8 protein-coding genes are annotated in these 15023 nt (G+C 62.4%); 7 read left to right on the forward strand and 1 reads right to left on the reverse strand.

Annotated elements, in window-relative coordinates:
* Positions 1-510: 510 nt before the first annotated feature.
* The 7 genes from ACTJLB_RS15930 to ACTJLB_RS15960 all read left to right on the forward strand — a co-directional run bounded on the left by ACTJLB_RS15930 (position 511) and on the right by ACTJLB_RS15960 (position 12105).
* Positions 511-2313, forward strand: coding sequence for a DUF2138 domain-containing protein (locus ACTJLB_RS15930; protein WP_410802568.1), 1803 nt, complete (start codon positions 511-513; stop codon positions 2311-2313).
* A complete protein-coding gene (locus ACTJLB_RS15935; RefSeq protein WP_310360314.1) occupies positions 2313-3125 on the forward strand; it encodes a DUF1175 domain-containing protein in 813 nt (270 codons plus the stop codon). The genes ACTJLB_RS15930 and ACTJLB_RS15935 overlap by 1 nt, the downstream gene beginning before the upstream one ends.
* Positions 3122-7930: an alpha-2-macroglobulin family protein gene (locus ACTJLB_RS15940; protein ID WP_440783812.1), complete on the forward strand. Its 4809-nt coding sequence runs from the start codon at positions 3122-3124 to the stop codon at positions 7928-7930. The genes ACTJLB_RS15935 and ACTJLB_RS15940 overlap by 4 nt, the downstream gene beginning before the upstream one ends.
* A 12-nt stretch (positions 7931-7942) precedes the next feature.
* Positions 7943-9727, forward strand: coding sequence for a DUF2300 domain-containing protein (locus ACTJLB_RS15945; RefSeq protein WP_440783813.1), 1785 nt, complete (start codon positions 7943-7945; stop codon positions 9725-9727).
* Positions 9724-10608 (forward strand): DUF2135 domain-containing protein, encoded by an 885-nt coding sequence (locus tag ACTJLB_RS15950; protein ID WP_204523155.1) that lies wholly within the window; start codon positions 9724-9726, stop codon positions 10606-10608. Before ACTJLB_RS15945 ends, ACTJLB_RS15950 begins: the two co-directional genes overlap by 4 nt.
* Positions 10609-10630: 22 nt before the next feature.
* Entirely contained in the window at positions 10631-11431 is an 801-nt protein-coding gene (locus ACTJLB_RS15955) for a YfaP family protein (protein WP_440783814.1), read from the forward strand.
* 281 nt (positions 11432-11712) lie between these two features.
* Positions 11713-12105: a hypothetical protein gene (locus ACTJLB_RS15960; protein WP_087754785.1), complete on the forward strand. Its 393-nt coding sequence runs from the start codon at positions 11713-11715 to the stop codon at positions 12103-12105.
* 91 nt (positions 12106-12196) lie between these two features.
* Here ACTJLB_RS15960 and rpoD read toward each other — a convergent pair whose 3' ends face one another.
* Entirely contained in the window at positions 12197-14191 is a 1995-nt protein-coding gene (rpoD, locus tag ACTJLB_RS15965) for an RNA polymerase sigma factor RpoD (protein ID WP_440783815.1), read from the reverse strand.
* Positions 14192-15023: the final 832 nt, after the last annotated feature.

Below are 15023 nucleotides of genomic sequence, written 5' to 3' on the forward strand. Positions count from 1 at the left end.
GTCGACGATTATGTCCGGGTAAATGCATAACGCTCAAGCGGTGAAAAATCCGGTCGTCTTACAGTTGCGTCGCGCAAATCGAAGTAATGTTTCTCTGAATCTGTAGGAGCAAGTTCCACATTAACAAGTGATCTCGCCGGACCTCGGTTGTTTATGCGCATAATGCATCGCCGCTTGCCTGCGTGAGTGTATCGGACGCCGCTCGAATCGGCTTGCGAGTCGCATGTGACTAGGCGGAGGCCCGCGCATACTGACGCTCAGCGGTATAGCGCCTGAACGAACGTTCTTTAATCGCGGTGACAGAAAAAATCATTAACCTCTTTCGACGCATTAATCAAGCGCAACTTGTGGTCAACAAGCGCCTGAAACCTCTCTGATTGTTAAATGCAATGCCGGGTGGTTTGCTGTTAAAAATATCGGTTATCATCGCTGCCTTCAGCGGTAGGTCACGGCGGCTTAATCCGGCCGGCATCAACGTTAATATCGTCGCATCGAACCAGAAAAACTCAGATGAAGATGTCGCGTAAAAAGATTGCAATCCTCGTGGCCGCGCTTCTGATCGTGGCCGGCATCGTCATTCAGGCCGTGTGGCGTCCGTTCGCACATCGCAAGGCGACCAACGCGGGCGAAGTCGTTCTGGACATTCATCATCCCGACGCGGTGATCGACAGCGAAGCACTGGCGCGATTACCGCGCGACATGTTGCGCGTGCCGCTGCTTCACGACGTGCTCACGCAAGACTTCGTCGACTATTACGAATCGGCGAATACGCGCCTTTCCGCTGAAGGTGCATTGCGGCGTCTCGCGTTCGAACATCAACTTGACTGGCGCGACGAACTGATCCGCCGCGTGTTCGACGAACCCGCGCACGTGTTGCTCTGGCGTTCGCCGGATGGCCGCCTCGGCTATTGGATCATGTCCGTGCGCCGCAACGGTCTTGCGAAGCTGTTGCAGGGCTTGGGCAACGTCGCCGCAAGCGACACACAACTGAGTCAGGTCGCCAGGCTCTCCGGCGATGTTCCGGTCTACGCGCTGAAGCTCGCAGTTGGCCGAACGCTGCTATTCGCGACGAAAGACGATCGGCTCGTCGTGCTGTCCGCGCCCGGCGTTCTGCTCGACGAAAAGGGCGGTCTGTTGGGCGAACGCGCCGATGCTGTGTCCGACATGCTGTCGTCCGGTCGCGACGCCGCCGCTCGCGCATATCAACTGGACGCTTCGGGAGACGCGCCGAAGGGGCATCGTCTGGTGGTGTCGGCGAATTACCTGTCGTTCGGTTATCAGGCGTTCTTTTCGGGCATCGACGCGCTGCGGTTCGACTTCTCGCCGAACGGCAGCGCGTCGGCGACCTGGCGGACCTCGGCCTTGATCGAGCCGGGCAAACTGCCGCAGCAGTGGAACAGCGCGGCCTTGTGGCACGCATTGCCGGCGAACGCCGCAGCGTGCGCGAGCCTGCCCGCGGACTGGAAGGAGGCATCGGCACTGCTTGGCAAGGTGGCCAATGGGGCGGACGCCGCTGGGGCAATCGGCGATCGTCTGACGGGCCCCGCGGCGGTGTGCTGGTATGCGAAATCCACGCTGGTTGCGCCGGTTTTCATCGCTCAAGTTAAAACGCAGGACAAGACACAGGACGCGGCCTCGCTCGTTGCGCTGAAGACCGCGCTCGACAAAACATTCGGTGACGTGATTGGCGCATATGAGGCAAAGGCCGCGAAGACGGACGCCAACGACGCTGACTACACTAACTATCGCCGTTTGCCGGTCACGAGGCGCGACCTGGGTGCGGACGTCACCGTCTGGCAGAGGCCGGTCAGCGCGCGCTCGGGCACGGCGTCGAGCAGTAGGGCGTCGTTCGCGTCGCAGCTATCGGCGGAGCGCTATTTCCCGGTGACGCTCGCGCTCGCGCACGGCTATCTGATTTTCTCGCCCGACTCACGTCTCGTCGACGACACGCTGGCAGTGCTCGACAAGCGTTACCCCGCGCTGGCAGACACGCTCGCTCCTGAGCGTTTGCCGCGCACCATTCTGACGCTGACGCCTTCGTCCGCTGCAGCACTGATCGAACGCGAAGCTGGCGCCGCACTGCCCGCCGATCAGGAAGCCGTGTTCCGCAACGCCTCGCGTACGCATCTCACACCAAAGCTGCGCGCGCTCGCACACTATCCACCGGTTTCGTTGACGCTGCCGCAAACCTTGCCAGGCTCGACCGGCTGGGTGCCGGTAGAGTGGTGGTTCGATCGCGCGAAAGGCGATGCGGGTTCGGCTAACGGCTCGCCGCAAGCATCCGCAGATCAGCCCGGCACAGAGGGCGATTAATGCGTCGCCTTCGCTTAGCCGGCGCGTTGCGCGCGCCTCGCCAGGCGCCCTCGCGCGCGACGCCTCAACTCCGTGCGGAGTTTGTCGCGCATCCCACCCGTGAAGTCGCGACTTCACGCGTCGTGGCGGTTTCACGCCGCGCATGGCTGTTGCGCATCACCGCGACGTTTGCAGCGGCGAGCGTCGCGCCTTATGCCCACGCGCTGAGTCCTGGTGCTTCCGGTCCCGAGCCCGACACGCTCACCGCGCAGCAATCGGCTGTGTTTCGCGCGTGGTTCACCCGCATCGTCGATCAGCAGATGCGCCGCGGCCCGACGCCGCGCTGGACGCAACGCGATTGCGCGGGACTAGTGCGCTTTGCCGTCGGCGAGACGCTGCGACCACACGACAGCAAATGGCTGCACGCCAACGGCATGACCGGCCTTGCCGACACGAGCAGTCTGCCGCCCGAACTGCAGTTGTCCACGGCGCAGCGAATGATCGCGAATCGCTGGACGCAACTCGACGGTTCCACTGGCGCATACGCTTCCGCCATCGCACTGATTCAACGCAATAGCCGCTTCGTTTCGAAAGACGTCAACCAGGCGCTGCCCGGCGACCTGCTGTTCTTCGACCAGGGCGACGACCAGCATCTGATGATCTGGCTCGATCGCTACATCGCTTATCACACAGGCACCGTCACGCCGATCGATACCGGTCTGCGCGCGGTCGCCGTTTCCGACCTGATGCAATGGAAAGATTCCCGCTGGCAGCCGCTCGACGGCAATCCGAACTTTGTCGGCGTGTTTCGTTTGGACTTTTTGACACCATGACCCGAATGAGCTCTGTGATCGCGACTTGCAAATGGTTGAACCCTATGCGCGATCGCGCGACCGTTGCCATGGCCGCGCTGTTTGTGTGGATTGCGCTGATCACCGTAAGCGGCACCGCGCAGGCGGGCGACGACGCGTCGGCAGCGTCGGCGGCATCGGCAGACGCCAGCATCGCCGCGAATCCGACGCTCAATCCGGCGCCGTCGAGTAACTTCGCTTCTCAGAAAGTGGACGGTCAACCCTTCTTCCTCCTCTCGGATGCGAGCTTCGGCAGTAATCAACTCGCGGAGGTCCGGCTTGAGGCGCCCGGCCGCGATTTCAAGGACGCGTTGCAGGCATACGGCGGCGCGGACATCGTCGTGTATCGGGTGCCGAAGCCGCTCGAGTTTCTGAAGGCACAGAAGAATCTGCATCGGCTGAATGTCGCGCCGAATTATCAGGGCGAAGGCCTCGCGAACACGCTGGCTTATCTCTGGGACCGCTGGTTCACCGAGGCGCGCCGCGCATGGCAGCGCGTGCTTTCTTTCGCCACCCGCAGCAAGGCAACCGAGGCCGCGCCGCAATTCAAGCTCGGCGAACAGACCGGCAAGCAGACGCAGTTCGAGCCGAACTCGCCGTTCGCCCCGCTGAAAGGCTATGACATGGTCGCGCGTTTTCGCTATCCGATCTGGGACGCGAAAGTGATCGAGCCGCCCAAGGGCGTGAACCTCGCGGGCAGCAGCAGTAACTTTATCGAGGCGAGTTCCGGCAACGTGATGATCCCTGTCGGCAAGCTGCCGCCGGGTCTCTATATCGTCGAGGCGGTGATCGGCAACTATCGCGCGCATACGCTGTTGTTCGTGTCGGATACGGTGGCGGTCGTGAAAGCGGCATCGAGCGGAATGCTGGTGTGGACTACGCGGCGCGATAGCGGCAAGCCGGTCGCTAACACGGAAGTGAACTGGACCGACGGCGTAGGTGTGTTGCAAAGCGGCACGACGGGCAACGACGGCGCGCTCGTGCTGCAACACGTGAGCCCCGAGCGCAGCTATGTGCTTGGTGTCGATCCGCAGGGCGGCGTGTTCGTGTCGGAGAATTTCTATTACGACAGCGAGATCTACAACACGAAAATCTACGCCGTCACCGATCGGCCGATGTACCGGCCGGGCGATCAGGTCCACGTAAAGTTTATTGGCCGTACGTTTCAGAACGCGACTCAATCGTCGGCGCCTGCCGAGGCCGACATCAAGCTCGAAGTGCTCGACCCGAACGGCTCGCCGGTTGCAACGGCGAAGACGCATTTCGCTTCGGATACTGGCGCTGACACGTCGTTTTCGCTGCCCGCAGACGCAAGCGCTGGCGGCTACACGCTGCGGTTCGACTATAACGGCGATGTGTATGGCAGCGCGTTTCGCGTTGCTGAATATGTGAAGCCGCACTTCGACGTCAATCTTTCAATGGACAAAGCCGACTATGCGACCGGCGAGCCGTTGAAGGGCAAAATCCAGCTGCGCTATCCGGACGGCAAGCCGGTGCGCGACAGCAAGATTTCGGTCACGCTGCGCGCGCAGAAAGTGACGATTGTCGACGGCGAACTGCACTATGCGGGGCTCTTCCCGGTCAAGCTCGAACAACAGGAACTCAAGACGGATAGCGACGGCAACGCCAGCCTGACGCTGCCCGCAGCGACCGAACCGAGCCGGTATGCGCTGACACTGTTCGCGCAGGACGGCGCAGCATACAAGGTCCGCGTGACGCGCGAAGTGTTGATCGCGCGCGGCGCGACGCCGTACCGGCTGACTACGTCGAAGTCGTTCTCGCAGCCGAAGGAATCGGTGAGCTTCGACTTGCAGGCGCTGGCCGCGGTCGACCCGGCCGCGCATGCGCCGGCGAAATGGGAATGGACGCGCCTCGAATCGCAGACGCACGCCGAAGGTGCGTTGAAAAGTGCGCCGAACGGCGTTGGCGGCAAGCTGTCGTTCGCGGTGCTATTCGATCAGCCGGGTTCGTACATGTTGTCGGTCAAGGACGACGCGGGCAACCTGCTCGCCGCCGTCAGCCATTGGGTCGCGGGCGACGGCCTGAAGGCGATCCCAGGCAGCGTCGAGATCGTGTTCGATCGCGACCGGTACAAGATTGGCGACACGGCGGAAGCGCTGATCACATTCCCGCTGCCCGTCGACGATGCGTTGCTGACGCTCGAACGCGACAACGTCGAACGACGCGCGCTGTTGAGCGCGGGCGGCGACTGGTTGCAACTGCAGCGCGTGACGCCGTCGCAATGGAAGGCGCGTATCAAGGTCGGCGAAGACTTCGCGCCCAACATGACCTTCTCGGTGCTGTACGTGCATGCGGGCGAATACGCGTTCCAGAACGCGGGCATCGTCGTGGCGCAGCCGCAAATCGAATTGAACGTGAAGAGCGACAAGCCGGTGTACGGTCCAGGCGATACCGTCACCCTGAATTTCGACAGCGCGTTGAACGGCAAACCGGAAGCGGCGAATCTGACGGTGAGCGTGGTCGATGAAATGGTCTATGTGCTGCAGCCGGAGATTGCGCCGAACATCGTCGACTTTTTCTATCATCCGCGGCGCAATAACGTGCGGACATCGTCAAGTCTGTCGTTCATCACTTACGACCTCGCGCGTTCGCCGCTCAAGGGTGCGCCGGGCGGGCCGCAACGGGCGAATTACAACGAGCGCGGCGTGAAAGTGCTCGAACGCCCGCGCCGCGACGATCAGGATACGGCTGCGTGGGAAGGCAGCCTGAAGACCGACGCCAATGGTCACGCCACCATGACGTTCAAAATGCCCGACTCGCTAGCGCGCTGGCGCGTCACCGTGCGCGCGGCCGCGCCCGATGGCATGGTCGGCCAGCGCACCGCATACGTGCGCTCCGACAAGGCGCTGTATCTGAAGTGGAGCGGGCCGTCGCATTTCCGCATCAACGACCAGCCGGCTATCGACATGATCGCCTTCAACCAGACCGACGCGGACATGGACGCGCAGTGGTTGGTGGAGGGGGGCGGTCTGTCGCTGAATCAGAAGGTCACGCTTAAGCGCGGCGCGAATTATCTTCGTCTGCCGAGCGGCGCGCTGAAGGCCGGCGTGGTCAACGCGACCTTGCGCAAGGGTGACAAGGATGTGGACCGCTTGCAGACCACGATTCGTCTCGACGCGAGCGGTTGGCTCGATCTTCATCAGAACACTGTCGCGCTTGACGGCGCAGGCAAGCCGCTCAATCTGCCGCAAGACGCGCAGGACGTGAGCGTGCGTTTCGTCGGCAGCGCAGCGAGCCAGTTCATGCGCGTGGCCGACGATCTGATCAACTATCCGTATGGCTGCGCCGAACAGACATCGAGCCGCTTGATTCCGCTCGCACTTGCACACGACGCGATCGGCCGCGGCGACAACGCGAGTTCGACGCAAGGAATCGAAGCGCTGTTGCGTAATCAACGGCAACGTCTGGCTATGCTCGCGGGCGTCGGCGGCACGTTCGGCTGGTGGGGCGATACGACCGGCGGCAGCGCGGTGATCACGGCCTACGCGTACTACGCGGACTGGCTCGCGAGCCGCAGCCTCGGCATAAGCCTGCCCGCCGCAAACTGGCAACACGCAATGGAGGTTTATCGCGACGCCGGCGCTAAAGAGCCACTGCTTCATCGCGCGTTGGCGCTGTGGTTCATACAGCAGATGGGCTTGCCGGTCGCGACGCCCGTCTCGGGCGTGGCTGCCGACTTGATGAGCGACGCGGCGGCCACCGCTGCTGCACCGGCTCGCAACGCCGCGAATGCTACGTATGGCGCGTCGGACAGTATCGTCTTTGCACAGGCCGATTCGCCGCGCGGCAAGCAGATGGCGATGTTGCTGATCGCGAACATGGCGCGAGCGACGGGCGCGCAGACGCCGGACGGTTTCGAAGCTGCATCGAGCGCCGCGCGTGTCTCGTTGAGCAACGATCCGGCGCCGCTCGTGCAAAGCCTGCTTGCCATGTCCGGCGAAGGCGCGAGCGTCGATGCATCCGCATTGCTTGCAAGAAGCAGCGCCGATTACCCGACGCTCGACCGCGCACTGACGCTGCTTTGGCTGCGCAAGGCGCTCGGTGGCGATGTGGCGGCTACTTCGTTGCCGTCGCTGCAAGGCGCGGGCTGGACGCGCGCCGCAACGCCGACCGGCACGCCACTCTGGAAATGGACCGCTGCTGGCGTGCCGACCACACTCGACGCAGGCGCCGCACGCACGGACGTCAGCGCAATCGTCTCGTTCCGCAGTCATACGAGCGAAGACAGCCGCTTGAACATCGGCGTCGCCCGCCGCTTCTACAAGCTCGAACCGGTCGAGGTAAAAGCCGATCCGAAAAAGCAGGGCGCGGGCGACAGCAATGTGGGGCGATCTGCGTTCACAGCGCGTCTCGTGAAATCGGGCGACGCGATCGACAGCAATGCACTGTACGTCGACGAAGTCACGCTCACGCCGCGCTCGGGCAACGCGTATCACTACGGTGTGCTCGATGTGCCGCTGCCGCCCGGCGCGAGCGTCGAAGCGACGAGCTGGGGCGTGTCGATCGAGGGCTTGCCTGGCGAGAAGGAAGGCGAGAGCGGCCCGCAACCGTTCGCGCGTGCTGCATCGTATGAAATGGGTGAGCTCTCGTATCACCAGCCGGTGCCGTTGCTCGACCGGCCAGTGGCGTTGCGGCAACTGGTGCGCTTCGCGTTGCCGGGCACATTCGCATTGCCACCCGCGCGCTATTTCCGCATGTATCAACCGGACGCGAAGGCGTTCGAAGGCGGAAAGAGCGATCGCGTGACTTCGTTGCGCATCCAGTAAGCGACACAGACCATGTTCCGCGCGCTTTTTCGGTTTGTCCGCGATCTTCTTGCAGCGATGATGCTGCGGATCGCGTTCGCCGTGGGCGCGGTGTGCATGATCTGCGGCGTCACACTCGATCGCGCGTATGCGGCCGGGCCGGCTTCACTGCAGCCGGCGTCGAAACAGACATTGCGCTTCGCGTGGTTGCGCGATGGGCAAAGCCAGCTTTGGCAGGCCGACGTCGACGGCTCCGTTAGCGGCCTGTCTCCGCAATCCGCGCTGCCGTTGCCCGCCACGCTGGAAACACCGCTTGGCAGCGTGTGGAAGCTGTTTGTCTACGGCTATCTGGTGGATCGAAACATCGCAACGCCAGACTACACGTGCAACGGCGGCGATCCCGAAGAAGTGTATTGCTGCATGACGGGCGGTCATGTCGATCGCGAGCATGCGCTCGTGAAATCGTGCGGGCTCTTTTTCGAACCGGGGCGTCTGCAACTCGATTCCGCCGACTGGCGCAAGTATTGGACAGCGGTACACGCGCCTGCCTGGTTGCGCGACCTTCACGCGATGACGCCGACGCATCGTGTGCCCGTCGTGCAACTGCTTGCCGCATTGCAGGCGATGCCCGCACGCCCGCGCGAAGCGGCGGCCAGCACGCTGGTCTCCGTGCTGACGAGCGGGCGTGGCGAGGGAACGGTGTCGCTCTACGGCAGCCTGCTGCGCGCCAAAACGTGGACGATGCCCGATGCGGCCCGGCCAGGCGCATCGGTGGGCGGCGCCGCAGGCTGGCTAGCGGATGGCACGCCGGTCTGGCTCGCCGGTCCCGGCGGCAGCGCACGCGTGCTCGCGTTGGCCGCGCCGCGCATTGCGCCGCTTCTCACGCGAGTCACCGTGCCCGATGACGGCGCATGTGTCGTCGTCGATTTCTTCAGCCGCTATCCGATTCGCGAAGTGCTCGGCCAGAAAGGACCCGCGACGGTGGCTGACGGGCCGCTGAACGGCGAGTATCGCGTTGGCTTTGTGAACGGCAACTGGACGCGACTGACGAGCCGCGGCGAGTTGCGGCTCGATCGTAACGCTGCGGGAGCGCCGCAAGTGGTCGGCCGCTTTGGCATGAACGAATATGTGGCGCGCGTAGTCGAGCGTGAAGGCGATACGGCGCAGCCGGAAGCGGCCAAGGCGCTCGCCGTGGCGGCGCGCACTTACGTCGTGCAGCACGGCGTACACGATCACGGCTGTTTGCGTATCGACGATAGCAGCAATACGCAGCGCGTTCTGCCTCGCGCGCCGACTGCGGCGGCGCGCCGTGCCGCCGATATGACCGACGCCCTCGTGCTGACCGGCGTGCCTGTCCAGTATCACCACGACAAGGCCGCGGCAGGGCAAATGAGCTGGCTTGCCGCGAAGGCATCCGCGCAAACTGGCCTGACGTTCGATGCGATCCTTGCACGCACATGGCCGCAAGCCACGCTGACTTCATTTCAAAGCCCCTTGTCCGGCGATTGCATCGCGGTGACCGGCGCGCGCGAGTGGCTGGAGCGCAATGCGCCTTCCTGGGCGCGGCGCATGGATGGCGCGGCCGGATACGAGACGCCCGACTTGCCGGCCGTGTGTGCCGTTCGCGAAGGACGTCCGTACGCGGACGCGCAGCGCAATCGGGTCTATGTGTATCGCTTGCAAACGGAAGAGGATCGCATTGCGTTGGCGCATGAATATGTTCACCTCGCGTTTCAGCATCATCCGCGTGGACTCGACGAAGATTTTGTCGAGCGCACCGCCCGCATGCTGATTCGTACCGACAATCCGATCCAATGAACCACGTCAACTCCTTATTTTCGTTGAGCCGGTCTTCCGTGCTGAGGCGGGTTCGCCTGCGCGCCGTGATGCTCGTGGCTGTCGCTGCATGCTGCGTGTCCGGCACAGGCGTTGTGACACAGGCGCGCGCCGCTAGTGCCGATGGCGGCGTCGCCGATCTCACCCGCTCGTTCGGCGGCTGGCGTCATAGCGGGCTGACGAATGAGGGCGAGCAATTCGTCGCGGCGTATCCGCGACCGCCGGTCGATCGTGGCGCGCAGCGTTACCGCACATTGATCGAGGGACGCCTGAGGCGTATCGACAAACACGCGCGCAAGCCGCCGACACTCGTGGTCAACGGCAATCCGACGCCGCTCTACACGGACGACGAAGGCGCATTCGCGCGGCCGTGGGCGTTCGGTGCGGGCTCGAACAGCATTGAACTCATTTCTGCCGACGGCAGGCAGCATCAGCGCATGCAGTTCCATGAAGCGGACACCAGCAAGCCGCAGGCGAAGCTGCGCGCAATCGTCACGTGGGACGATCCGCACGCTCAGGTCGATTTGCATGTGATCACGCCGGGCGGGTTGCATGCGTTCTTCGCCAATCCGACGCTCGAAGACGGCAGCGGCTTCGACGTCGACTCGGTGGACGGCGCGGGGCCGGGGATATTTTCATCGGCGGCGCCAGAGCGTGGTACGTGGCTGTTCTTCCTCAATTACTGGGGCAACTTCGATACGACCGGCTACAACTTCGACGCGTCCGCGCACGACCGCGACGTCATCACGGCGACGTTGACGCTGGTCTTCAACGAAAATACGCCGAACGAGCGGCGTGAAACGATGGTTGTGCCGTTGCGCAAGATCGGCGACCTCATGCTCGTGAAGAGCGAGCGACTATGAAAGCGGGACGGGAGCAGTCACGATGAAGCCCAAAACGACGGGATGGATGAACGCTGCTGGCTACAGCTTGCTGGTTCTCGCCTGCTTGCAGGGCGCGTCGGCCGCGCATGCAAGCGATATCGACTTCGCCGCGCCGCTGAACGGCTGGCGCAATACGAGCGGCGACAGCGAACGCTATACGCAAGATGTGCACTATCCGGCGGTGTCCGTAACGACGCAGGAAGGGCAGTCGAAACTTGCGCTGATCGAAGGGCAGATTCGTAACGCACCGAAAAGAAAGGGCAAGACCGTGGGTACGCTGGTGGTCGACGGCACGCCGTTGCCGCAGCGTGTAGAGGAGGACGGCAAGTTCTCGCGGCCCTATGCGTTTCCTGCGGGCAGCAATGGCGTTGAATTGCGCGCGCCGGACGGCAGCCGCAAGCGCGTTCAGTTCTATGACGCCTATGGCGGCAAGACGCAGCCGAAGCTGCGTGTATTGCTCGCGTGGGACACGGACGGCACGGATCTCGACCTGCACGTGGTATCGCCGGACGGCGCGCATGCATGGTACGGCGATCGCGTCGTGGCGAACGGCGGCGCGCTCGACGTCGACGTCACGACTGGTTATGGGCCGGAGATCTATTCATCGGCGGCGCCGCTGAAGGGCACCTATCTCGTCTTCGTGAATTACTACGGCAGCGGTAGCGACCGAAGCGACATGACCGTCGCCCAGGTGACGATCATCACCAATGAAAACACGCCGAACGAAAAGAGCGAGACGATCCGCGTGCCGATGCGCAAGGCCGGCGAACTGACGCTCGTGAAGACGTTTGTGATGCCTTGAGTGCGGCCTCGTTGCCGTTTGTTTATTTGACTTCAGACTTGCTGCGTGCGGAGGATGAAAACTGTGCGCGCTCAGGTACTTGGACTACTCTTGCGCAGGATATCCACAGCCTTCTGAACAGTTTCTGTGGACAACATAATGTGGGGCGGAATGCGTCGTTGTTGGCATTCGCGTCTGCGCTTACCGTGCCTTACAGGGCGTCAAGTTTCAACCGGTCCCGGTCGATAGAGCCTGTATCCGGCGCTACGCCGAACGCCCTGAAGAAACGAACGGAGGTTGCAATGCAAATCGACAGTGCGTTGCCGTCAACACGACAGGCAACTGACCGCACGACAAGGAGTGCGTCGTCAACTGCCGTCACTGGCGACAATGCCGCCACCGCGCGCTCTGCTACCTCGAATGCGTCGAAGCAGGACGAGGCTGTGCGCATCTCCACGGAAGGCGCTGCTGCTGCGGCTCGCGATACAAATGTAGTCGATGGCACGAGCGCGGCCGGTGCGGACGGCGAGGGCGCGTCGGCGACGGATTCGTCAGCGGTGAAGTCGTTTGCGTATGGCACGCTCGGGCTGGAACGGCCAGATCAGCCGCACGAAGAGCGCAACGCTTTCTACACGGCCGGACGTTGGCTGGCGGCGGGCATCACCCTTGGCGGGATCATCTCGCTGCTTATTTGAGAACGGTGGGATTCTGAAGCTTGAGGCGGGAATTGCGCTTGCCGTGCATGGCGCACGGCAAGCGCGGTGAAGCAGAGTCAGACTGGCTGGATCAACGGTCGAGGAACGACTTGAGCCGATCGGCACGGCTCGGATGCATCAGCTTGCGCATGGCCTTGCTTTCGATCTGGCGGATACGCTCACGGGTGACGTCGAACTGCTTGCCCACTTCTTCCAGCGTGTGGTCCGACTTCGTGTTGATGCCGTAGCGCATACGCAGCACCTTGGCTTCGCGCGGCGACAGCGAGTCGAGCGCATCGTCGATCGCGGCGCGAAGGTCGGCCTGCATCGCGGCGTCTGCCGGCGACGATGCCGCCGAGTCTTCGATCATGTCGCCGAGCGTGGCGTCGCCGTCGTCGCCAACCGGCGTTTCCATCGACACCGGCTGCTTGGCGATCTTGAGGATGCCGCGCACTTTCTCTTCCGACAGATCCATGCGCTCGGCCAGCACCGACGGATGCGCTTCCTGACCGGTCTGCTGCAGGATTTCACGCGAGATGCGGTTCAGCTTGTTGATCGTTTCGATCATGTGCACCGGCACGCGGATCGTGCGCGCCTGATCGGCGAGCGAGCGCGTCACGGCCTGGCGGACCCACCACGTTGCGTACGTGGAAAACTTCCAGCCGCGGCGGTATTCGAACTTGTCCACTGCTTTCATCAGGCCGATGTTGCCTTCCTGAATCAGGTCGAGGAACAGCATGCCGCGATTCACGTACTTCTTCGCGATGGAAATGACGAGACGCAAGTTCGCCTCGATCATTTCGCTCTTGGCTTTGCGCATCTTCGATTCAGCCGCGACCATCTGGCGGTTGATCTCTTTCAGATGCTTGAGCGGCAGCGAGACGGTGGCTTCGATGTCGATCAGCTTTTGCTGTTCCGACTGAATTGCCGGCATGTGACGCTCGAGCGCGGCGCCATACGAGGTCGTGCCGCGTGCTGCGCGTTCGGTCCAGCCGAGGTCGGCTTCATGACCCGCGAACGATTCGATGAACTTCTCGCGCGGCATGCCGCTCTTCGTCACGACGATCTGCAGAATGTTGCGTTCGATCGCGCGAACCTGCGCGACCTGATGCTGCACGTCGCCGCAAAGACGGTCGATGGTGCGCGCCGTGAAGCGGATTTTCGCAAGATGTTGCTGAATTTCCTCGCGCGCGCGCTGATATGCCTTGGAGCTGACGTCGCCGCGAGTGTGCGACGCGTTCATCTGGTCGTACAGAATGCCGACTTGCGCGAAGATTTCGAGGCAGTCGCTCGTGAGCTGCTTCAGACGCGCTTCGTCTGCTGCAGACGAATCGGCCGGGCCGACGTCGTCGTCGCTATCGCTGTCGTCGTCTTCTTCCGTGTCCGAGTCCACGTCGGCTGTCGCTTCGGCGCTCACGGTCTCTTCTTCCGCCGCGATGTTGTCTTCGTTGAGGCCGTCGACCAGTTCGTCGATTCGCAGCTCGCCGTCCGCAACCTGCTGGGCGCTTGCCAGGATCGCGGAAATTGCGAGCGGGCATGCGGCAATGGCCTGCACCATTTCGTGCAGACCGTCTTCGATACGCTTTGCAATCGCGATTTCGCCCGCGCGCGTCAGCAACTCGGTCGCGCCCATTTCGCGCATGTACATGCGCACGGGGTCGGTCGTGCGGCCGAACTCGGAATCCACCGTCGACAACGCGACTTCGGTTTCTTCATCCGCCTGATCGTCGGAAACGACTGCGGGAGCGTTCGAATTCAGCAGCAGCGTTTCGGCGTCGGGAGCCTGTTCGTAGACCTGCACGCCCATGTCGTTGAACGCGCTGACGATGCTGTCGATTGCCGCGGTTTGCGCGAAGTTATCGGGCAGGTGGTCATTGATCTGCGCGTGGGTCAGGTAGCCTTGCTCCTTGCCCAGCTGGATCAGCGCGCGCATCTGGCGCTGACGTTCTTCGGCTTGCTGCGGCGGCAGCTCGGCCGCCACGGGGATCGCTTTGCCCGCGCCCTTGCCCTTGGGCGTACGGCCCGACGGAGCTTTCGTGTAGGCTGCGGTTTCGTGTTGCGAATCTTCGCGATCAAAAGGGTTCACGTATTCTCCTCGAGAGGCTTCGCTATGAGACGCAAGACGCGACCGTCAGGCGTTTCGAGCATGGCTCAACATCACCTGAGTGACTCAACGCGGTTATATGGCTGTGTGCTCTGGGGAGCAAAAAGATGAGCCCGCTTTGAGCGGGCCGATAGAAATGTGCGAAATTCGCGCGGCTCGCATTATATACGAGCTTGCGCCTTCGCGCGCATTGTGCGCAGCAATTCGTCGCACGCTGTTGCCGTAGATCCGTTCGCTGTCCGCCCGTGGCGGCGCGGAGCGGCGCGCAAAAAAGTTTGTTGCAACAACGGACAGTTCTCTCGCGACGGACGGCAGACTCCCGACTATAGACCAACTTGTCCGTGTTCACACGACCGCGTTCCTCTGAGGATCGAAAACCTACTATATGTAGGGCGAACGCTTTGCGCGCCGATTGGCGCTTCTGTGAAAGAAAATTCGTCGAAGGGGGTTGACGACCTGTCACTCGCTCTTCATAATCTCGTTTCTCTGCTGCAGATGCAGCGACGCAGAACGAAGCGGTGCCGGGTGGTGGTAGGAAGGCAGCGCGGAGTGGGCGGATCGATCTTTAAAAACTAACAGCCGATAAGTGTGGGCGCTTGATGCGCGACGCGGGTGGATCTCCGGATTCACATAAAGCGAAAGTATCAAGTCTCACACAGTAATGAAAGGAAGGTTTGGTCATCGAGAGATGGTTGAACACTTCGTCAGTACGTTGAGTGAGCGACCGGTTGGTAAAACAACCGAAAACAGTAACAGGTTTGAACTGAAGAGTTTGATCCTGGCTCAGATTGAACGCTGGCGGCATGCCTTACAC

It is taken from the genome of Paraburkholderia sp. 22098 (assembly GCF_052045935.1).
In the GTDB taxonomy this organism is placed as follows: domain Bacteria; phylum Pseudomonadota; class Gammaproteobacteria; order Burkholderiales; family Burkholderiaceae; genus Paraburkholderia; species Paraburkholderia caledonica.